The sequence below is a fragment of the Psychrobacter sp. C 20.9 genome, assembly GCF_001921765.1.
Lineage (GTDB): Bacteria > Pseudomonadota > Gammaproteobacteria > Pseudomonadales > Moraxellaceae > Psychrobacter > Psychrobacter piscatorii_B.
Genome location: NZ_MRYC01000013.1, coordinates 1 through 22,565, shown reverse-complemented (window position 1 = coordinate 22,565; position 22,565 = coordinate 1). Strand labels below are relative to the sequence as shown.

Annotated in this window: 18 protein-coding genes; 3 read left to right on the top strand and 15 right to left on the bottom strand. The window is 43.9% G+C overall.

What is annotated here, in order from left to right; genetic code table 11:
• Window positions 1–21: 21 nt before the first annotated feature.
• The 11 genes from BTW00_RS09655 to BTW00_RS09605 all read right to left on the bottom strand — a co-directional run bounded on the left by BTW00_RS09655 (window position 22) and on the right by BTW00_RS09605 (window position 11,400).
• Window positions 22–885 (bottom strand): arylesterase, encoded by an 864-nt coding sequence (locus BTW00_RS09655; protein ID WP_075107232.1) that lies wholly within the window; start codon window positions 883–885, stop codon window positions 22–24.
• 189 nt (window positions 886–1,074) lie between these two features.
• A complete protein-coding gene (locus tag BTW00_RS09650) occupies window positions 1,075–2,289 on the bottom strand; it encodes a CynX/NimT family MFS transporter (RefSeq protein ID WP_075107231.1) in 1,215 nt (404 codons plus the stop codon).
• Window positions 2,290–2,619: 330 nt separating this feature from the next.
• Window positions 2,620–2,865 (bottom strand): (Na+)-NQR maturation NqrM, encoded by a 246-nt coding sequence (gene nqrM / locus BTW00_RS09645; protein WP_058025258.1) that lies wholly within the window; start codon window positions 2,863–2,865, stop codon window positions 2,620–2,622.
• 138 nt (window positions 2,866–3,003) lie between these two features.
• On the bottom strand, window positions 3,004–4,083 hold the full coding sequence (locus BTW00_RS09640) for an FAD:protein FMN transferase (protein ID WP_371915067.1): 1,080 nt from the start codon (window positions 4,081–4,083) through the stop codon (window positions 3,004–3,006).
• A 230-nt stretch (window positions 4,084–4,313) separates the two neighbouring features.
• Entirely contained in the window at window positions 4,314–5,114 is an 801-nt protein-coding gene (locus BTW00_RS09635) for an SDR family oxidoreductase (RefSeq protein ID WP_075107229.1), read from the bottom strand.
• Window positions 5,115–5,284: 170 nt separating this feature from the next.
• Complete coding sequence (gene nqrF, locus BTW00_RS09630) at window positions 5,285–6,520, bottom strand: NADH:ubiquinone reductase (Na(+)-transporting) subunit F (protein WP_058025261.1); 1,236 nt, start codon at window positions 6,518–6,520, stop codon at window positions 5,285–5,287.
• Between the two features lie 122 nt (window positions 6,521–6,642).
• Window positions 6,643–7,251 (bottom strand): NADH:ubiquinone reductase (Na(+)-transporting) subunit E, encoded by a 609-nt coding sequence (gene nqrE / locus BTW00_RS09625; RefSeq protein ID WP_075107228.1) that lies wholly within the window; start codon window positions 7,249–7,251, stop codon window positions 6,643–6,645.
• Window positions 7,251–7,922: an NADH:ubiquinone reductase (Na(+)-transporting) subunit D gene (locus BTW00_RS09620; protein ID WP_058025263.1), complete on the bottom strand. Its 672-nt coding sequence runs from the start codon at window positions 7,920–7,922 to the stop codon at window positions 7,251–7,253. The genes nqrE and BTW00_RS09620 overlap by 1 nt, the downstream gene beginning before the upstream one ends.
• Window position 7,923: 1 nt before the next feature.
• Window positions 7,924–8,826 (bottom strand): Na(+)-translocating NADH-quinone reductase subunit C, encoded by a 903-nt coding sequence (locus BTW00_RS09615; protein WP_075107227.1) that lies wholly within the window; start codon window positions 8,824–8,826, stop codon window positions 7,924–7,926.
• Window positions 8,807–10,042: an NADH:ubiquinone reductase (Na(+)-transporting) subunit B gene (locus BTW00_RS09610; RefSeq protein WP_058025265.1), complete on the bottom strand. Its 1,236-nt coding sequence runs from the start codon at window positions 10,040–10,042 to the stop codon at window positions 8,807–8,809. The genes BTW00_RS09615 and BTW00_RS09610 overlap by 20 nt, the downstream gene beginning before the upstream one ends.
• A gap of 5 nt (window positions 10,043–10,047) precedes the next feature.
• Window positions 10,048–11,400 (bottom strand): Na(+)-translocating NADH-quinone reductase subunit A, encoded by a 1,353-nt coding sequence (locus BTW00_RS09605; protein WP_075107226.1) that lies wholly within the window; start codon window positions 11,398–11,400, stop codon window positions 10,048–10,050.
• Between the two features lie 1,081 nt (window positions 11,401–12,481).
• Here BTW00_RS09605 and hisA point away from each other — a divergent pair.
• The 3 genes from hisA to BTW00_RS09590 all read left to right on the top strand — a co-directional run bounded on the left by hisA (window position 12,482) and on the right by BTW00_RS09590 (window position 15,318).
• Window positions 12,482–13,219, top strand: coding sequence for a 1-(5-phosphoribosyl)-5-[(5-phosphoribosylamino)methylideneamino]imidazole-4-carboxamide isomerase (hisA, locus tag BTW00_RS09600; protein WP_075107225.1), 738 nt, complete (start codon window positions 12,482–12,484; stop codon window positions 13,217–13,219).
• An 89-nt stretch (window positions 13,220–13,308) separates the two neighbouring features.
• The gene (locus BTW00_RS09595; protein ID WP_075107224.1) at window positions 13,309–14,937 is read left to right on the top strand and encodes a mechanosensitive ion channel family protein; all 1,629 of its coding nucleotides are present in this window, start codon (window positions 13,309–13,311) and stop codon (window positions 14,935–14,937) included.
• Window positions 14,938–15,018: 81 nt separating this feature from the next.
• A complete protein-coding gene (locus tag BTW00_RS09590; protein WP_075107223.1) occupies window positions 15,019–15,318 on the top strand; it encodes a hypothetical protein in 300 nt (99 codons plus the stop codon).
• Window positions 15,319–15,411: 93 nt separating this feature from the next.
• Here BTW00_RS09590 and rnr read toward each other — a convergent pair whose 3' ends face one another.
• The 4 genes from rnr to thrS all read right to left on the bottom strand — a co-directional run bounded on the left by rnr (window position 15,412) and on the right by thrS (window position 21,868).
• Window positions 15,412–17,688, bottom strand: coding sequence for a ribonuclease R (gene rnr / locus BTW00_RS09585; protein WP_075107222.1), 2,277 nt, complete (start codon window positions 17,686–17,688; stop codon window positions 15,412–15,414).
• Between the two features lie 139 nt (window positions 17,689–17,827).
• A complete protein-coding gene (locus BTW00_RS09580; protein WP_075107221.1) occupies window positions 17,828–19,072 on the bottom strand; it encodes a toxic anion resistance protein in 1,245 nt (414 codons plus the stop codon).
• Window positions 19,073–19,406: 334 nt separating this feature from the next.
• Entirely contained in the window at window positions 19,407–19,910 is a 504-nt protein-coding gene (infC, locus tag BTW00_RS09575) for a translation initiation factor IF-3 (RefSeq protein WP_057762155.1), read from the bottom strand.
• Window positions 19,911–19,933: 23 nt separating this feature from the next.
• Entirely contained in the window at window positions 19,934–21,868 is a 1,935-nt protein-coding gene (gene thrS / locus BTW00_RS09570) for a threonine--tRNA ligase (protein ID WP_075107220.1), read from the bottom strand.
• Between the last annotated feature and the right edge of the window lie 697 nt (window positions 21,869–22,565).

Here is a 22,565-nt window from a genome sequence, read left to right as displayed (position 1 = left end):
TAGTCTCGTTAAATGGTCTCGTTAAGTAGTCTCATTTGGCGTACTTTTTGCCGTTTCGGCTTGAACGGTTTCAGCCGTATTCTCTGTATCGGTTGTTTTTAGCTCTTTTAACTCATCTAATTTCGGCTCTAGAATAGGCAAGATATTGTCATTGACGATGATGGTGTAGCCCTCTTTGGTTGGATGAATGGCATCGGCTTGGTTGAGCGCGCGGTCACCTCCCACACCCTCTAAGAAGAACGGAATAAGCGTTACGTTCATGTCTTTCGCGACGCGAGGATAAATGTCTGAGAACGCGGCAACGTAGTCATCGCCCAAGTTATCATAGATTGACATACCACCCAAAATAACGACACTACCATTGTCTTGTAGACGTTTAACAGCCGTACGGATATTGGCTTCAATCGTCGCCACGTCGATACCGCGTATAGCATCGTTAGCCCCAATGGTCAAAATCGTCACATCAGGTTTGGTTTGTAATACCCAATCTAAGCGATTGACCAGACCCGTACTGGTTTCACCGCTCAGCCCTGAGTTGATCACTTCGGTATTCTTATAACCCATTGCTTGCAGACGATCTTCTAACTGCGCAGGGTAGTTATCATTTTTATCCACCCCAAGACCTTCCGTCAATGAATCACCTAGGGCCAAAATAGTGATTGGGGCGTCGTTGACTTGCATATCGGTGGGTGCATCAGCATTGGCGTCTACGGACGTTGTATTGGCTTGGTTGGCTGTCATTTCAGTATCTGAGCGTTGGGCGTCAGTCGGTTGATTCGGTGTGGTCGGCTCAGTCTCTTTTTGACAACCACTGATCGCCATGACAGCAGCGAGCATGGCAATAGCAGGCAGGCGCTGAGCGAGCCGAGAAGGGGTATTTAGCATGGGTGTTATGTCCTATAAGCAATCAAGCTGATGTAGAGTCAGCTCAAGATTTAAATCATCTTGCACTGACTATAGCAAAATAAGACAGCCACCAATATTGCCCTAAGGTTAATTTCAAGACAGCTTTATTGCGCTTTAGAAATCAAGAACTTATAGACAGCAGCATGTAGAAATTTTAATAGGATAATATCAAATGTATTTGCCATCGACCATCACTGGACGACTGACGAGCCAAGCAATCACAACGTTTGCAATCATCAGTATCAGAATAATAAAAAGCGGCAGACTCCAGCTATCAGTCGCTTCATGGAGCCAGCCTGTACCGAGTGGGCCAAAAAATGCAATTAAATAACCCACCGCTTGTGCCATACCAGACAGCTCGCTTGATTGATTGGTGGTATACGTCCGCAATGAGAATAGCATCATACTCAAGGTAAAAATCGCTGAACAACCAATCCCCATCATGGCTGACCATAGCCACGCCAACTCAGTGGACAGATAGCTGATACCTAATACGCCAATGACATTGAGCACAGCGGCAAACACGGCGAGTGCTTGAATAGGACGACCACGATTAATCAGCCATGTCAGACTCAAAATAGAGATGGGTGCCATAAACTGAAACACAGAACCCATTTGGCCAGCGCTCACGGCAGATAGCCCTTTACTAACCAAAATAGAAGGCAAAAAACTGGCAACGGTATAAAACAGTAATGATTGTAGCCCCATAAAGACAGCAATTTGCCAAGCAAACGTCGTTCTCCAAATAGAGATATCAGAGGCATCTTTATCTGTAGATATGACGGGTTGGTGGTTGGATGAGCCCAAACGCACACGCAAAAATAACCAAATCAATAACGCAAAAATACCTAAAATCGTCCATCCACCCAACGCCCATTGCCAGCCTACTTGCTCAGACAAAGGGAGGACGATGCCTGAGACTATCCCAGCGGTCACCGTCATTGTTAAACTAAACAAACCCGTAATCAGCGGAATATGTTGCGGAGTACGTTGCTTGATGACAGGCGCGGCCAGTGTATTAGCAAAGCCAATGGCTAGAGTCAGCAATAAAGTACCGATTAAAAACCCAGTCCACGTCGGGATAACGGTACGCAGAATCATGCCAGTGGTTAATAGCGCGATCATGGCAATCAGCGTATTTTCAAGTCCGAAGCGCTTGCCAATGGCTGGTGAGATCAGCGCACCAAGGGCAAAACCCAGCATCGGCACAGCGCCCAACCAGCCAATCTGTATCTCCGAGATATTGAGTGCTTCTTTCACCACTGGCGCGATAGCGCCCAGCGCAACGATAGGGGCACGCATATTGGTCGCTAGCAGAATCATGGCGCATAATACTAACCAAAAGGTGAAACGTGATGAAGGCAGATTGGATGAGGTAGACATAGCAGCACAACGATAACAGGGAAAAAGGACACGTTATAAAACAGCGCCGAAAAATCGTCGCTTGTAAAACAACACCAAAGATCATTTACTCAGACACGTACCTAAACGGTAATCAATAACGTCAAACAGAACTAAAAATTTGCAGAGGGCAAAACAGATATGTTTGCTAGCCAATTTTTCAAATAGAAAGTATCTAAATAGAGAGTTTCTAAATAGGCATAATAAGAGATGGCAACATGAAAATAACGCCAAGTCACTTTGAATGACTTGACGCTATTATACGAACAGATGTTAGGTAAATACTACCTGCGTATGGTAACCAATGAGTTTTTACACAGATTTGCCGAGTTGGGCAGCTCTTAACGCGTTTTCTTGTTGTTCTGCCATCAATGAGTCGCACTTGTTGGGATCATCGCCACAAAATGAGCACTGCTCATCCCCCATCAATTTGGCAACACCACCACAAGAGCCTTTGAGCGGCTTTTTTTTGACCATATAACCGATGCCCATAAAAACGAAAAATAGGATAAACACTGTAAAGGTAATGGCAAGCATAGGAAGCAATTGGCTAAGCATAGAGGAAACCTCATTGTCAAAAGTGGGGCAGTTGCTGTTAATGATGTACTTTTAATGGCAACTAACTAATAGTATAGCAAATTTTGGTGTTGCTCGTTGCGCGTTATCGTATTCTCTTGTTTCAATGCCAAAAACTTACTAGGGCTTTTTGTCAGCGCGTAATGCTTGCATTGCTGGTGTCTGAACCACTTGCCAGTCATCGATATTATCATCAGACACGTTATCAGAAACATTACTCTCAGACCCGTCTGTTTTTATATCGTCAGCCAATACTACAAACATAGCAGCCAAGTTTTGAGCTTTAGCGACATCTAGTGCTTTATGATAGGGCATCGCTGTCAGCGCTGTCGCCCATGCATCAGCTAATGCAACTGAATCAGCCGCGACAGTGACGGAGGGCGCACCGCCCGCGATAGGTTTGCCAGTGGTCGGATCGATGGTATGGCTATAGCGTTTGCCATCAAATATGACGGAGTTGCGATAATTTCCAGAGGTTGCCAGATGCATTTGGCTAGCCGTATTTTTTGGTTGACGGATGGCAGATATCGTTTGGCGCTCGCTGACAGTGCTGCCTTCAATAGGGGCGTCAATCGCAATTTGCCATGGCTGCTGTTGGTTGTTAACGCCAGATGTCGAAATTTCACCGCCAATCTCAACCATATAATTGCGAATTTGATAATCCTCTCTCAGCACGTCAGCGATGACATCAACCCCATACCCTTTGGCAACGGCAGAAAAATCAAGCTCGACGCCGTCTTTAGTTTTAGACACCGTTTGGTCTTTTTTTATAATACTCTCAAAGTCTACCAGTGCTTTTGCTTGGGCAATCTCGAGCGCTGTAGGCGGACTTTGTAGACGCTCGACTGTCATGGTGCTTCCAAAACCCCAGGTCTCGACAAGCGGCATCACTGTAGGATCGAATGCGCCGCCAGACTGCTCATAGACAATCTTTGACACATCCAGTACCCGACTAAAATCAGCGTCGATGGTAATCGGTGTATTCTTATTCAACCGATTAAATTTAGAGATGGTCGAGTCGCTCTGATAGGTCGACATGCTGTCGTTAATCTGTTTCAAGCGTTCATCGATTGACGCTTGTATGGCAGCTTCATCTGCATTATCAGGGAGCTGATAACTGATATGGTAGCTTGTCCCCATCGTTTCACCAGTCAGATAGTTATAATCTGGTGTTTGCTGGCAGGCGCTGAGACTCACCATACTAGCGAGACCAGCGATGCCAAGCAAAGAAGCATTTATGGGTTTTGAGGAGGCGGAGCAGTATCGGGTATTTTTCATAGGATCTTCGGTATAACGCAGAAATGAGTTGGGGTATAAAATAAGTCAGGCCTATTTTACACCCCTTAACCCTACAAATACCAATGATGGCAATGTTCGGTGACAATCTAATGCATACCAAGCCACTGCATACTAATCTAATGCATACCAAGCTATTTTACTTGCGACTCGCGTATGAGCTTATAAAGTTTGGGCGGTGAGACACGATTGACCCGTGTTGCCAGCTTTTCTTTACTGCCAGCGACCACGATATATTCTTCACCTTTTGAGAGTGCCTTCACCACTTGCTTTGCAAAATCAGTTGCCGTGAGACCGTTACTGGTTGCTTCATCCATGGTGCCCTGAGCGCTGCCATCACCTGTCAAGGCATTGATAGAGATGTTGGTCTGAATAAATCCTGGGAATATCGTCGCCACTTCTATACCTTTGTCATGCAACTCTGCCCGTAAACTGTTTGCCCACATATGCAATGCGGCTTTGGCTGCGCCATAAGCACCGCGATATTGTGTCCCTAGTAATCCTGCCACACTCGATACCATGACGATTTTGCCGCTACCTTGTGCGATCATATCAGGCAGTATCAGTCTGGTTAGTCGCGTCTGAGCAAAGTAATCTACCTCCATAATCTGACGCTCGACGTCTTCGTCAGTTTCCATGATGAGTGAGCGCTGGCTAATACCGGCGTTATTGATGAGCCAATCAATGTTTCCAGCCTGAGCTTTGGCATTGTCATAGGCGGCTTTTGCTTGAGCAGCGTCACTGATATCGAACGGAATGACAATATGCCTATTCGCACGCTTGCAGCTTTTCTTGACGGATTCTAGTTTTTGGTTATCACGGCCACTGAGAATAATTCTAGCACCACGCTTGGCAAAGGCAATCGCCAATGCTTGCCCAATACCACTAGAAGCACCCGTGATCCAAATGGTCAGATCTTTGTATTTCGTTTTCATAAGCGTCCTTTCTTAATATTTAGAGCGTTCATGATATAGGATAGCAATGCTGATCTACCAGTTAGATTTGTAGTCTCAACAACTACAATGATTGCTAAAAATCACACAAAAAAAGAGCCTCAATTGAGACTCTTTTTACATACACTTTTAATTTTATCTGGCGGGGTTATTTAACCACCGAAATCATCAAGCATGATGTTTTCGTCTTCTACGCCCAAGCTGTGTAGCATATCGATCACAGCAGCGTTCATCATTGGTGGCCCACACATGTAGTATTCACAGTCTTCTGGGTTTGGATGATCTTTCAGATAGTTTTCGAGCAACACGTTATGGATAAAGCCTGTTGGACCTTCCCAGTTATCTTCTGGTAATGGGTCAGACAGAGCTACATGCCATTCAAAATTGTCAAACTCTTCTTCTAGCTGATCGTAATCTTCAACATAGAACATTTCACGGATCGAGCGAGCACCATACCAGAAACTGATCTTGCGATCTGTTTTCAAGCGCTTGAGCTGATCAAAGATATGCGAGCGCATGGGAGCCATACCAGCACCACCACCGACAAAGATCATCTCAGCTTCAGTCTTCTTGGCAAAGAATTCACCATAAGGACCTGAAACCGTCACTTTGTCGCCAGGGACCAGACTAAACACCCATGAAGACATTTTGCCCGGTGGAATGCCGTCAGGACCACGTGGCGGTGGACTTGCGATACGGATGTTGAATTTGATGAGGCCTTTTTCTTCAGGGTAGTTGGCCATTGAGTAAGCACGGATAACGGGCTCATCAACTTTCGAGACATAGTTGAAGATACCGAATTTTTCCCAGTCTTCTCTATACTCTTCGTCAATCACAAAGTCTTTATAATGTACTTCATGCGGTGGCGCTTCAAGCTGCACATAACCACCAGCGCGGAAGTTTACTTCTTCGCCTTCTGGGATTTTTAGCACCAGCTCTTTAATGAAAGTCGCAACGTTATCGTTTGAGATAACCTCACATTCCCATTTTTGTACATCAAAGAATTCAGGATCAATCTCAATTTTCATGTCTTGCTTAACAGCTACCTGACAAGCCAAGCGCATGTGATTGCGGATCTCGCCTTGAGTAAAATAGCCTTCTTCGGTGGGCAAAATAGAACCACCACCTTCAATAACGCGGCAACGACACTGCGCACAGGTACCACCGCCACCACACGCTGAAGACAAAAAGATGCCTTCGCCCGCTAGCGTTTGCAGTAGTTTACCGCCTGCTGGTGTCACCACGTCATTATCGGGATTATCATTAATATGGATAGTGACATCGCCTGAACTGACCAGTCTTGAGCGCGCCGCCAAAATAATAGCGACGAGGCCCATGATGATCAAGGTAAACATAGCAACGCCACCAATCGCCGTAGCGTAATCCATGGTAGGTATCCTTAATCTATGGGGTAGGGGTGCGAAGACATTTTTTATGCTGTGTCCGAACCCTTACCGAATAAATGAATTAAATAGATCAAATAGCTAATAGAAGCTTTGAGCTTAGTAGTTTAGATGGACATACCACCGAACGACATAAAGCCGAGCGACATAAGACCAACCGTGAGAAAGGTAATACCAAGACCGCGCAATGGCGCTGGAATGTCTGAGTATTTGAGCTTTTCACGAATACCTGCCAATGCAGTAATAGCAAGTGCCCAACCGAAGCCTGCGCCCACACCATAGACGACAGATTCACCAAAGTTATAATCACGCTCGACCATAAATAGTACACCACCTAAGATGGCACAGTTTACAGTGATCAGTGGTAAGAATACCCCAAGCGCGTTATAAAGACTTGGTACAAACTTGTCTAAGAACATCTCTAGAATCTGTACGGTGGCAGCAATCAAACCGATATAACTGAGCAATCCTAAAAAGCTAAGGTCAATATCAGGAAAGCCTGCCCATGCCAGCGCACCATCTTTTAGGATGAACTGGAATAGCAAATTGTTTAGCGGAACGGTGATGGCCATCACGACAATCACAGCAACCCCTAGACCAATAGCCGTTGAGACTTTTTTGGATACGGCCAAAAAAGTACACATGCCTAAGAAGTAGGCAAGTGCCATGTTCTCGATAAAGACTGAGGTTATAAATAAACTAATATAATGTCCCATTAGTGACCGCCTCCATGTGCCATGCCTTTAGACTGCGGCTTCATTACAAACTCAGCTTCTTCCACTTGTTCTGGTTTCCAGGTACGGACGATTGCGATAAACAAAGCAATAATGAAGAACGCTGATGGTGGCAACAGTAATAGACCGTTTGGTATATACCAACCGCCATCAGTAACTGGCTGTAGGATAGTGATACCAAACCATGTGCCAGCACCCAATAGCTCACGAATGGTGGCAACGAATAGCAAGACTGCCGAGTAACCAAGACCGTTACCGATACCATCTAAAAAGCTTGGGATTGGCGGGTTGCTCATCGCAAATGCTTCAGCACGGCCCATAACGATACAGTTAGTGATAATCAGACCAACAAAGACCGACAGACCTTTACTCACATCATAAGCGACCGCTTTTAGTACCTGATCTACCAAGATAACCAATGAAGCAATAATGGTCATCTGTACGATGATACGAATGCTCGATGGAATCTTTTTACGAATGACAGAAATAAAGAAGCTTGAGAACGCCGTTACCAATGTCAATGCCACACACATAACCATGGCATTTGCCATACTTGTTGTGACCGCCAGTGCCGAACAGATACCGAGAATCTGTAGACCAATGGGATTATTGTCAAAAATAGGCGTGGTTAAAATACTTTTAGTATCAGCCATGTTATGCCTCCTTGCCGTTTGCTACTGGTAGCGTGGCTGCCAATTCGGTGTTAGGTTGAGCTGCTGGCTTTGATTGATTTGCTTGTGTGTCTGCATTATCAAGTGTCTGGCCGCTTTGTTCACGTAGCATATCGAGATAAGGCTTATAGCCTTGCTCGCCCAACCAAAACTGAATCATATTACTGACGCCGCGGCTAGTCAGAGTTGCACCACTGATGCCATCAACCCAGTTTTCTTTTGAATTGCCGGCTTTGGTTACACCCGTGGCAACTTCGCCACTGTCATCATAAGAGTGGATGCCGTTCCACTTTGCGCGCCATTCTGGCTCTTCGATACGAGCGCCCAGACCTGGAGTTTCTTTATGCTCATAAAAACTGATACCTTTAATAGTATTCATGTCGCTTTCAAGCGTTAAGAAACCATAGATCGTACCCCAAAGTCCATAGCCTTGAATTGGTAAGACGATCAACTCAGGCTTACCCGCATCATCTTCTTTGACATAGACTTTAGCATATTTTGGCTTACGGCCAATACCAGCAGGATCATTGTCACCCAAGTCTTCACTTAAGGCTTGGTTTTTGGTCGCTTGACTGGCGTCATAAGCATTACGATCAGGAATACCAGCCGTTTTTAACTCATCGTCATCAAGGTAGTTGCCTTTATTTAGATCAATGATTTTGACATCAAAGTCTTTAAAACGTTCGGCAACATCATCTGCTGTATCAGATTCAGCATCGTACATGTCAGCCGCAACTAAAATGTTTTTGTTACGATCTAAGCGCGCATTTTCAACTTGTGCTGGCTTTAGACCAACAGCAGCTGCCGAGACCAATACTGAACACACCAAGCACAGCATCAGAGCCACGCTAATGGTTTTTGCGTTATTACTTTTGGGCTTGGACATAACGAACCCTCCGAGCGGTTTGGCGTTTGATGTTTGCTTGGGTCACAAAATAATCAAACAGTGGAGCAAATAAGTTGGCAAACAAGATAGCCAGCATGATGCCTTCTGGGAAGGCTGGGTTAATGACACGAATCAGAACGGTCATAAAACCGATCAAAATACCATAAGCCCAGCGGCCCTTATTAGTGTGGGCAGCAGAAACTGGGTCGGTCGCCATAAACACAGCACCGAACGCAAAACCACCGATAACCAAATGCCAGTAGAATGGCAAGCTCATCATCATATTATCGTCAGAGCCAACCATATTGAACACGAGAGACGTGGCAATCAAACCAACCACACAACCTGCCATGATGCGCCAAGAAGCAATACGCGTCCAAAGCAACACCGCAGCACCCATTAGGATAGCTAGCGTCGATACTTCACCGATACTGCCCTGCATGTTGCCTAAGAATGCATCACTCCACGTGATCGCATTACCATAGACATCAACAAAGTCCTGAGGAACCACACCGAGGGCTGCAAGGCCAAGCGGGGTTGCACCTGAGAATCCATCTACTGCCGTCCATACTGAGTCGCCAGACATATAGGCTGGATAAGCAAAATATAGGAACGCACGACCCGATAGGGCAGGGTTCAAGAAGTTTTTACCAGTACCACCGAACACTTCTTTTGCGACCACCACACCAAAGATAATACCGAGGGCAACTTGCCATAGAGGAATATCAGGTGGTAAACATAGTGCAAACAGGACTGACGTCACAAAGAAACCTTCGTTAACTTCGTGTCCGCGGACAACGGCAAAGATAATCTCACAGAGAATACCGACGGCAAACGTCACGATATAAATCGGCAAAAACTGCATGGCCCCATAAACAAAGCTTGCCCAGATACTGTCTGGGTTGTAGCCTGCCATACTAGTGATGACGGTACGCCAGCCTTCAGGTTGCAGACCGAGCTGAGCGATAGCGGTTAGTGCTTGATGACCGATGTTGTACATACCCCAAAACATTGCTGGGAAAGTACATAGCCATACCGTAATCATAATACGCTTTAAGTCGATACCGTCACGAACGTGTGATGAAGCGTACGTTGTGGTGCCTGGCTGACGAAGAAACGTATCAAACATCTCAAAAATAGCGTAGTACTTTTCGTGTTTGCCGCCTTTGGTAAAAGATGGCTCCATACGATCGAACATATTGTGTAAAAATTTCATCGTGGTTAGCCCTCTAGCTCAATGCGCGTTAAGTTATCACGCAAAATATCACCGAACTCATATTTGCCAGGAGATACAAAGGTGCATAGTGCCAAGTCTTCTTCGTCCAACTCAAGTGCACCCAAATCAGTGGCACTGATGATGTCTTCGACAATCAAAGCACGTAACAATTGAGTGGGTAGATAATCTTGAGGCATGACTTCTTCATAGACACCAATCGGTACCATGGCGCGAGGTGAGCCATTACTTGTTGTGGTGAAATTGTACTTTTTGCCACCAAAAAACTGCGAAATATAGATAGGCAGTTTTGAGAAGCGGTTTTTACCGAGGCTAAAGAAGTGAAACGCAGGACGCTCACGACCTTCAGGCAGTGCACTGATCTGATTATGAAAACGACCAAGATAAGCGATATTGTCAAATACTCTGCGACCAGACAATACTGAACCTGATATGATACGGTTCTCGCCTGCCGCCAGTTGACCTTTAGTCAATGCCGTAATATCAGCACCACGCTCGGTTGCAATCAGATGCGGATTGGTAACCGCAGGGCCAGCTAAGCTCAGCATACGGCGTGTATACAGATGTCCAGTTGTGAACAGCTTACCAATCGCAATCACGTCTTGATATCCAATCGTCCATACGGACACACCGCGCATGATTGGGTGCAAAAAGTGAATGTGCGTACCAGCAAGACCTGCTGGATGTTTACCCGCAAAAGCATGATACTCAGTGACATTATTAGCCGCAGTTTTTGCAACTGGCGTCAACTGGGCGTCGCCATGATGGCAGACAAAGGTCTTGGGCGTGAGTGTTGAGAGTACTGCTAGGCCATCATTGAACGATTGTAGCTGCTCATTGATTACCAGCATTGGATCAAGGGCTAATGGATTGGTGTCCATTGCTGTCACAAAGATAGCATGTGGACGAGCGCCGATTTCGGGCGCACGGCTATAGGGACGTGTGCGAAACGCAGTCCATTCGCCAGAGGCAATCAGTTGGGTTTCAACGACTTCAGAGTCTAGGTCAGCAAGCTGCTGTGAGTCATAGCGCTCAAAGTCTACTTCTTCACCATTCGGGTCGACCTCAATCACAAGACTCTCAAACACTCGACGTTCGCCACGTTTAACAGCGACGACCTTACCAGCAGCAGGGGCAGTATAGATGACGCCAACACGCTTTTTGTCTTCAAAAACGGGCTGACCTTTGGCTACAATGTCACCTTCTTTGACATTCATCGTAGGCTTCATGCCCACGTAATCATAGCCAATAAGTGCTACATGTGTCGGTTGGTGCTCAGATATCTCGCGGGAGGGTTCACCGGTGATGGGCAAATCCAAACCTTTTTTGATGGTAATCATAAGCGAAAACTTAGTCCATAGTCTAAAACGATACCAGACATCCTGTTTGGTACATCGGTAGCTTGAACATTTATCTCACTCAATAAAGCCTTCAATCATCTATTTCTATACTGAAATAAGGATGAAAGCTCTCTGAAGATAATACATGATCATAACTACTATTAAGAGTATTAACGCTGACCTTAGACTCCTTAACAACACGTTAATGTCTTATTCGAATTACCAAAGTGGCGACTGGCTACCAAGGTGTATGTTAAAACTATTGAATCAAAATCAATCGCCAAAAGCACATTGCCAACAGAGATTACTTTGAAAATAACAGCCTTATCATACGTTTCATTGAAATTAAAAACTTGTAATACCAGTATGATGGGCCACTTTTATCCAATCAGCATCATTCAAAAATACGCAATTTTTTAGAGGTGTGACTAAAAACGATCTATTGAAGTAGATGATCAACTGGCTAAAAGACAACCTAGATAAGCAAGCATCACATCATTTTTGTGAGCTGCCAAACTCTAGTCATAACTGTTTTATATTGTTAGCTAGTAATAGGGTTTTAAACGGCATCCAATGGGGCTTTATACTGCAGAATCGGTGGTATACAGACTACCAGATTAGATTTCTATTATAACCCTTTTTGGCAATATATCAGTTAATATCATACGGATATATTTAGCCATTGCTCGTTGTATCTGAATCGTCTCAATATGCTACTAAGCAATAACGACTCAACAAAAAGCGTAACGCATGGTTACTATCACATAGAAACAAATAAAAATTTACCTAGGATTATACGCTAAATTGACCTAAAATTGCCAGTCAGTAATAGAATTTAACGAATGTTGGTGGTGATTCTACGTATTACAACTTATGGTTATGATTGTTTGGTTTTGGTTGTATTCCATCTTTGTTTGAATAGACTTTCACCCTATTTTGCCTGATTGGTGACGCTGTCTGTACGCCATGCCACGTTTGCGTGGTGTTTTCTATCGTTGTTTGATTCTCTAATATCGTTTCATTCTCAACAATATAATTGTCTAAATTTATTGCCAATATTGTGCTTTATAAGGAATGCTATATGTGTGCTGTGCCTGTCATTATCCCGGCTATTGATTTAAAAGATGGTAAATGTGTACGTTTAAAACAAGGCCGTATGGAAGATGATACGGTGTTTTCTGATGACCCAGTCGCTATGGCTGCACGTTGGGTAGATGAGGGCGCGCGTCGCTTACATTTGGTCGATTTGAATGGTGCTTTTGATGGCGTGCCAGTACACAGACAAGTGGTCAATGATATCACCAAAGCATATCCGAACCTGCCTATTCAGTTGGGCGGCGGCGTGCGTAATATGAATACTATTGAGCAATACATTACTGCCGGTCTGACCTACATTATTATTGGTACAAAAGCGGTTGAAGATCCGGATTTTGTTGCTAAAGCTTGCCGTGAATTTGCAGGACACATTATCGTTGGTATCGATGCCAAAGACGGTATGGTAGCCACTCATGGTTGGGCCAATGTTACCGATACCAAGGCAACCGAGCTTGCCAAGCGCTTCGCTGATGTGGGTGTTTCTTCTATTGTGTATACTGATATTGCCCGCGATGGCATGATGCAAGGCGTGAATGTTGAACAAACCGTTAATTTGGCGCGTGAAGGCGGATTACCTGTGATTGCATCAGGCGGCGTTACTGATATGAAAGACATCGAGCTGTTAAAGCCTTATGGTGATTGTATCGAAGGTATTATTACTGGTCGTGCTATCTATGAAGGCACGTTGAATTTGAGCGAAGCGCAGCTTTACTTAGATAGCTAAATAAATCAAAAATTAGTCGGTTAAAATCAGACAGCTAATTATCAGCAATCAGCTAAGCGAGAAAAATCCGTAAAAAATAAAGGATGCTTATGGCCAGTTATTTTGACCGTCCAATGATACGCCGTTTTATAAAAGCGTGGGGTCAAATGCTGTTGCTGTTAAGCATCGTTTGTACGTGGCCCACCTATGCTGCTGGTGAAGAACTCTCTGGCATTGCAACCGTACTTGGCGTGGAGAGTGCAGAAGAGGCAACACCTGATAGTGATCCTGCGCCAGACGAGGAAGCATCAGACCCTGCCACCTCATCATCGACACCTGCCCAGCCCCCCGTCATCAGCGGCGAGAGCACCAATAACGGTCAAATTGAAACCACACCCAATCCGCAAAAAGACAATGACATACGTCAGCGTATCAATGGTATTTTCTCTGAAATCGAAGGGTTACAAGCCGTTACTGTCAGTGTGAGCCAAGGCGTGGTCACCTTGGCAGGAGAGACTGCCAACGAAAAAAAAGCGCAGCAGGCCATCAATCTGACCAACCGTTTGACTGATGTAGTCACCGTTGATGACAATATCAATCGCACATTAGATGTCCAAGAAAATGTCTCGACAGTTTATCAAGGACTAAAAGCGCAACTGGAAAATTTAGTGAAGGCGCTGCCTTTACTGTTAGTCGGCATCGTTATCTTTGCATTGGTAACATGGTTTGGCAGTTGGTTATCTAATCGCAAAAGAATGTGGCAGCGCTTAACGCCAAATCCGTTTGTCGCTGAGCTATTATCACAAACAGTCAAAGTCATTTTTATCATCTTTGGTCTGATCTTGGGACTGAGCCTTATCGGGGCAGAAACCATCTTAGGTACTTTGCTTGGCGGCGCAGGTGTCATCGGTATTGCTGTTGGTTTTGCAGTCAAAGACACCATCGAAAACTATATTGCCTCACTAATGCTCAGTATCCGCCAGCCATTTCGCGCCCGTGATCAAGTGGTCATTAATGGGCAAGAGGGTATTGTCGTTCGTCTGACCTCACGTGCGACGATACTGATGACATTGGATGGCAATCAGTTGCGTATTCCGAATGCTGAAGTCTTTAAAGGTACCATTCTAAACTATACCAAAAATCCCGAGCGCCGCTTTACTTTTGAGTTGGGAGTGGATGCCAATGATGATCCGCTAGCAGCCATCAAAGTGGGACTGGATGCGATCGATACGCTCGCATTTGTGTTGGAGGAGCCCAAAGCCATCGCGGTGATTACCAATGTGGGTGATTCCAATATTGTGCTAGAGTTTCAGGTATGGGTAGATCAATCAGAGACGGACTTTGCTAAAGCGCGTAGTATTGCCATCAGAGAGACCAAACATGCACTAGAAAACGAAGGCTTTAGCTTGCCTGAACCCATTTATCGTTTGCGGTTTAACGACAAATTAGAGAAAGCCATTGAACATATGCAGAACAGTACGAGCAGCGCTAAATCTGACATGACGATTACCTCAACCACGCCTGAGCCTACTCTTACCCATCAAGATAATGAGAATCCTGTTGATGATAAAGATAAAAAGCAAGCGAAGGCGCGAGCCAAAGTTATTTTGCAAGGCCGTAATGCTGATGAGGTCCTCGATGCCCGCCCTGATGACAAGCTGATGGAAAAGGTCGAGCAAGAGATTGCTCAAAGCTCAGATGAAACGGATTTACTCAATAATAATAGTCCGCAAGAATAGTAAGAGATAGTAGGTTTAAAAGTAGGCACAAAAAGTGCAATGGAACTCGTATTTGGTAATTAATCAAAGTAGAGATTTTTTATGGAAATGAAGCATGTAATCATATTTGCCGTAATCGGAATCGTGGCACTATTGGGCTTTAATATCGTTAATGGTAACAGTCATGAGAAAAACAGAGAGGTTGCCGTTAGCAGTACTGTTTCTGAACAGCCTACAGCAGCTGTATCTGATGCAGATAGCTCTAAGAATAGCTCTGCAAATATCGCCAGCAAACCACTTGGCGAACAGCCCAAAGCCATTTTAGATGATGCAACCAATAAAATCGATCAAGCACAGCAATCTGAGCAAGATCGTTTGGAGCAGATGGATGATACCCAGTAAAGAGAATTGCGAACTGGTCTTGATTGATGATAGAGCATAAAAAAGGCCAACGTTATCGTTAGCCCTTTTTATTTATGGTACTACAGTTTCAGATTAGCTTTTTTTGCTAGATCCTCTACGGTTATTACTTCTCTTCGCAGGGCTTTTCTTAGGCTGATCTTTTTTTGCGGGCTGCTTTTTTGTCTGATTCATGGCACTAGACTGCAGTTTTTCTTTTAAATCAAAGTCAATTTGCAGTAAGTCCATGTTGACGCCAGCAACCTGTACTTTGACCAAGTCACCAAGTCCAAAGAGCGTGCCTTTGTCTTTACCGATAAGCTGCTGTTGCTGCTCATCGTAAACAAAGAAATCATCGCCCACATTGGAGATATGTACCAAGCCATCGATGTATAGATCAGTCAACGTAACGAATAGGCCGAAGTTAGTCACGGTCGTCACAATCCCTTCGAACTCTTCACCGACATGATCCGTCATATAATGACACTTGAGCCAAGACTCTACAAAGCGAGATGCTTTTTCTGCACGGCGCTCTGTATCAGACGTCTGTGTACCCGCGCCGTCAAGTGAAAAATCCATGACAGGTTGCTTGCTGTTTGTTACTTTTGCTTTGATCGCACGATGCAGCATTAGATCTGGATAACGGCGAATCGGCGAGGTAAAGTGGCTATATTCATCATAAGCCAAGCCGAAGTGACCAATATTGTCAGGGGCATAATTTGCCTGCATCATCGAGCGCAGCAACATGCTATGAATGCTAATCGCATCTGGTCTGTCTTTGGTTGCTTCAATAATACGCTGATAATCGGCTTGCGTTGGATTCTCTTCTGGGAAGGGTAGGCCAAAGTTTTTTGCATATTCGTGAATACGCATTGATTTTTCATTATCAGGCTTATCGTGGTTACGATATAAGACTGGCAGCTCATGTTTGAGTGCAAAGTTTGCCGCGCAGGTATTAGCGAGGAGCATACACTCTTCAATCAGCTTCTGAGAGTCACCGCGAGTACGCGGTAATATAGCGTCAATCCCGCCTTTTTCATTAAATTTGATGTAGGTTTCAACCGTCTCAAACTCCATGGCATGACGTTCTTCACGTTTTTTGAGCAGTAACTCATAAAGCTGATGCAATGTATCAATGGATTTTTTGACGTCTTTATTGCCCGTTAATGATTTAGGAAGTCTTTTATCAGTCGGATTGACAAAATAGTCGTTTACTTGGTTATACGTGAGACGCGCTTGTGAGTGCATCACTGATGGATAAAACTCATATCCTGTGACCTTACCTGCACGTGATATTTTAATATCAGCCACCATGCATAGACGATCAAGGTTAGGGTTCAATGAACACAGACCATTAGAGAGGACTTCAGGGAGCATCGGAATCACACGATGCGGGAAGTATACAGACGTACCGCGCTCGTAAGCATCTTGATCTAGTGGTGAGTTTGGCGTGACATAGTAGCTGACATCCGCAATTGCGACCACGACGCGGTAGTTGCCGCCTGAGCGCTTCTCAGCAAATACGGCATCATCAAAGTCACGAGCATCTTCACCATCGATAGTAACGAGTGGCAGATGACGCAAATCTGTGCGACCTTTTATGTCTTTCTCAGTTGGTTCTTGATATTCAGCAGCTTGTTTGAGCGCCGCTTCACTGAAATCTGATGGGATATCATAGTTGAGTAAAGTGGTCTCAATAATCAGCTCTCGATCGTTATCATCAGACAATACCTCAGTGATTTTGCCAGTGGCAAATTCATGTTGGTTCGGCCAGTCGATGATATCGACTTTGACAGGCGCGCCTTGTTTGATATTGAGGGCTTGGACATTATCATCAGTGACAGTGATTGGTTGATGACTGTTTGGACTACCAAGCTCAACACAAAAGCCCTCTTCATCACGCGCAAGTGTACCGATAAAGTTGTTCTGGCGGCGCTCAATCACATCGACAATACGGCCTTCGGTACGACCGCGATTGTCTATTGACGTGCCAACTGCTGCTACTGTATCGCCATTGAATACCCAGCGCATTTGTTTTTCGTGCAAAAACAAATCTGGCATGTCACTTAGCACCACAAAACCAAAGCCTTTTGGATGTGCAGATACGGTGCCTGTGACGATATCTTGTTTGGTGACCGTGCGATAGCGATAGGGACGGCCTTCGCGGTTCACTTGACCATCACGTGCCATTGCTTTTAGGCGATTGCCCAAAGCATCAAACTGATCAGGATCATCAATATTAAAGGCTTTTGCCAGTTGTTGATGAGTGACTTCCCCATGCTCACCAATCGTACTGAGTATCAACTCACGACTAGGGATTGGGTTGTCGTATTTTTGTGCCTCACTTGAGGCGTTTGGATCATTCCAACTCATAAATTACCGTATCTATTTTTTAAATTATTAATAGTGACTATCTTAACACGAACGGCAGCGCAATATCTTGCGTCAATTGCCTTATGTGCCTTCAATAGCAGAAAGCGTTGCATTTTTAAATGAACGCTATTGGGATCAATCAAATATCGATATCAACACTGCTTGATTGATTGGTGATCTTTTTGCTATCTAGCTCTTTTGATACTTCTAGCACCGTCGTTTGATTTGATTTATCCAAGTATTTTTGTGCTTTATCGACTTCAGTGGTCAAAGTATTGACCGTTTGTTTCATATTCTCTAATGCTTCGATTTTATAATTACTAATCATATCCATGGTGTCATAGACATTATTGAAGGCATTTTGCAGTTTATCAAGCTCAATGCTACTACTGGTTGCTTGTTCATGAATCTCACCTGACTGACGCTTAAGCATGGCAGAGGTTGATTCAATCAAGCTACTCGTGGTTTTATTCAATGCCGTAATCTGATCAAGTACCAGTTTTTGATTGGTCATGGCTTGAGCAACTACCACCGCCGTACGTAGTGCTGAAACAGTGGTCGTCGTTGCTCGATCAACCCCTTTAATCAGCTCTAGATTGTTTTTACGAATGGTGTCGAGCGCTAGATAACCTTGTACGTTGACGGCCAACTGAGTTAAAAAGTCAGTGTTTTTTTGACGCACATAAAACAGCATCTCTTCTTTGATAATACGCGCTTTTTCAGGATCAGTCGCTTCTATGGCGTAGACTTTTTGCTCTAGTTGCTCATCTATCTTTTTGCCAACATAGATATACTGGCGTATAGACTGCATCAGCTCCCACATATTGACTTTTTCTTGCTCAATCATTGCATTGTCTTTGAGCAATTCATCTTTACCGTTATATAAACTGGTTACTACTGCATTGATATGCGATTGCGCTGACTCATACTGACGGAAATAGTCTTGCACTTTATTACCAAATGGAATCAGACCGAATAGCTTACGTGAATTGGTCAGCTCTTTTTTGCTCGGATCTAAGTCCTCGACGATCCCTCGTAATTCAGTTAAAGATTTGGCGATAGGGGAGTTATCAAACAAACTGTCATTGAGGCTTTTGGCTGGTAGCTCAAGCATCCGATTAGAGACTTGAGCGGATTCACGAATCTCTTTGGTGCCCAGATTATGAATGGACTGGACGTTTTGCTGAAATTCTGGGCTGTGCACGGAGTTAGTAATCACGTGATCGACGAACGCATCCACTTTGGCATCCAGCTCCGGAATTTGGCTTTCATCTAACTTAACCATTTGATCGGCTTCACTTTTTTGTATTTCTTTGACAGGTTCAGGCGCTGTAAGAGAGATACTAGGAGTTGTGGCGTTTTCTGGTGGTGTTAATTCTTGCATGAAATTTCCTTTGATGTCGGCTAAAAGTAGTGTGTTTTATCCGTGACTCTAGCGGTCGCGATATACGTTATTGTTATACACTGACTAAAAATTTTGATAAATGCTGATTAGCAAATATAAAACAGACCTTTAGACTACCGCGTAATCAAATAGTTGAGAAGGTAGATTTTGTAAAATAGCGTCAGCCAATTATATCTGGCTAAATACATTTAAAAGAGACAGTAGGCAGTCCAAATAATAAAAAACCATCAATATCCCGTAGCATATTGATGGTTAGAGTTATAAATATCTATATGGACTAACAGCCACTACTTAAGGTAATCCAATGAACAGATTACTTTTTCTTTGTAGGTCCGAGCAACATACCCATTTGACGACCTTCCATCTTAGGATATTGTTCGACGTTTGAGATATCAGCAGTATCTTCAATGATACGATCAAGTTGTTTGCGACCGATGTCTTGGTGCGCCATTTCGCGTCCGCGGAAACGGATACTAATTTTAACCTTGTCTTGATCTTCCAAGAAGCTCACAATTTTTCTCAGTTTGACCTGATAATCGGCCTCTTCGGTACTAGGACGTAGCTTCATCTCTTTGAGCTGAGTCTGCTTTTGGTTTTTCTTAGCTTCTTTAGCCTTTTGCTTTTGATCATAGAGGAAATGTTTATAATCCATGATCTTACATACTGGTGGCTTAGCTTCAGGAACTAATTCAACCAAATCTAGGTTTTCATCACGTGCCGCTTTCATCGCGGTTGCGATATCAACCACACCCATTTGCTCGCCATCTTCTTTGACGAGACGGACTTCTTTGACGTTGATATCTTCGTTGATGTTCAAACGGTTGGACTGTTTAATAGGTATTACTCCTCATCTGTTTTTGGGGTCTGTCGGCCTTTTTTACTGACAGCGGTCTGTACTAATGTAATAAATTCAGAAACACTCATTACGCCAAGGTTCTCACCTTCGCGAGTTCGGACGTTGACACTGCCCGATTCCACTTCTTTATCCCCTAATACTAGCATATAGGGAATACGTTCTAATGTTTTCTCTCGTATCTTAAATCCAATCTTTTCGTTACGCAAGTCGCTAATAGCGCGCAAACCTGCATTTTTGAGCTCGCTAACTACGTTTTCACATGCATCAGCTTGTTTATCAGTGATATTCATGACCACAACTTGCTGCGGTGCTAGCCATACTGGCATCCAACCGGCATAGTTTTCGATCAAAATACCAATGAAGCGCTCAAATGACCCTAAGATGGCACGGTGCAACATAATAGGCACTTCGCGATCGTTTTGCTCATTGACGAATTCAGCATCGAGGCGCTCAGGCATATTGGGATCAACCTGAATGGTACCGCACTGCCAAATACGACCTAATGAATCCTTTAGACTAAACTCAATCTTTGGACCGTAGAAAGCACCTTCACCAGGTAGATAATCCCAGTCTAGGCCTGAGCTATCAAGCGCATCTGCGAGAGCCTTTTCTGCAAAATCCCAAGACTCGTCACTACCTACACGTTTTTCAGGACGAGTAGACAACTTCATAATAATGTTGTCGAAACCAAAATCTTCATAGACAGCAAGCGTTAGCTTGATAAATTCTGCTACTTCTTGCTGAATCTGTGCTTGCGTACAGAAGATATGCGCATCATCTTGCGTAAAACCACGTACGCGCATCAAACCATGCAGTGAACCTGATGGCTCGTTACGATGACAAGAACCAAATTCAGCCATACGTAGTGGCAAGTCACGGTAAGACTTTAGGCCTTGATTGAACACTTGCACATGGCAAGGGCAGTTCATCGGCTTTACCGCATAATCACGGTTTTCACTAGAGGTCGTGAACATATTGGTTGCATAATTGCCCCAATGTCCTGAGCGCTCCCACAAGCTACGATCCACGATTTGCGGTGTCTTAATCTCTTGATAGCCATTGTCGTATTGTACTTTGCGCATGTATTGCTCAAGTACTTGATAAATTGTCCAACCATTAGCATGCCAGAACACCATACCTGGCGCTTGCTCTTGCATATGAAATAGGTTTAACGCTTTACCAATTTTACGATGGTCACGTTTTTCTGCTTCTTCAATACGCTGGATATAAGCTTTTAACTGTTTTTTATCAGCCCACGCAGTACCATAGATACGCTGTAACTGTTCATTTTTCGCATCGCCGCGCCAATAAGCACCTGACATTTTGGTCAGTTTAAATACTTTCAAAAAGCGAGTGTTTGGTACGTGCGGGCCACGACACATATCAACATATTCTTGATGATGATACAGACCAAAGGCTTCTTCACCTGGCATATCATTAATCAGTTTTAGCTTATAATCTTCGTTACGTGATTCAAAGATCTCGATCGCTTCGGCACGTGGTGTCATTTTTTTGATAACGTCATAATCTTGCTTGATCAGCTCCATCATGCGTTTTTCAATAGCTTCCATATGCTCAGGCGTAAATGGCGTTTCACTAAAGATATCGTAATAAAAACCATCATCAATAACAGGACCAATGACCATTTTCACATCAGGGTAGAGCTGTTTAACCGCATGACCTAATAGGTGAGCGCATGAGTGACGGATAATATCGACACCATCGTCGTCTTTTGGCGTTACGATTTCAACATTGGCATCAGCGACGATAGGATCGTGCGCATCTACTAGGTGACCATTGACACGTCCAGCAACCGTCGCTTTAGCGAGTCCTGTCCCAATACTTTGTGCCACTTCCATGACTGTTGTATGACCTTCGAAGTTTTTCACGCTACCATCGGGTAAAGTAATCGCTACCATAATCTATTCGCCTATTATTGGGTCCGTTGGCAGTGATGATTGCAACCATCAATCATATAACCGTGAGACCGCATCAATTATATCTAATCGTTGTGATATATAGTGAGAGTGATACATTACTTGCAATACTTTGTACTGCTATATATTGTGGATTTTATTGGTTATTCAAGAGTGTCAAACCAATACCGACATCATAGACAGAACCTTGTCATCTATCTAATATAGATAATCAGCAAAAATAAGTAATGTAATAAAAGGGTGATTATAGCAAAAACCGTCTACCAACACTAGATATCAAGGGATAGAGCCTTAAGTTCAATAAGAGATAAACTGCGAAAGTTATTTTCCAACATTTCAAAATAGAATGTTGGCAAAACTATATATAGCTTGGCGATTAACCTTCTATATAGTGATGTTTGTAGTAATCTCAATATTGGATGTATGAGTAGGAGTGCCTTAAAAGAGGTAGAAGATAATCCAAAGATAATAAACGGCAATACATATCTGATGAAACTATCAACCAGAGCACACTTTTATTGTTTTTTTAAAGAAGCTTATTTCAACCCATTGAAAGAATTACCATTTTTATATTCTGCTAAAATAAGTCCAAAAACATCACCAAAACAGGTTGACACAAAAGTTAAACCGTATATAATACGCCCTCATCAGACGGACTGGCAGTGAGAGATGTGTCAAT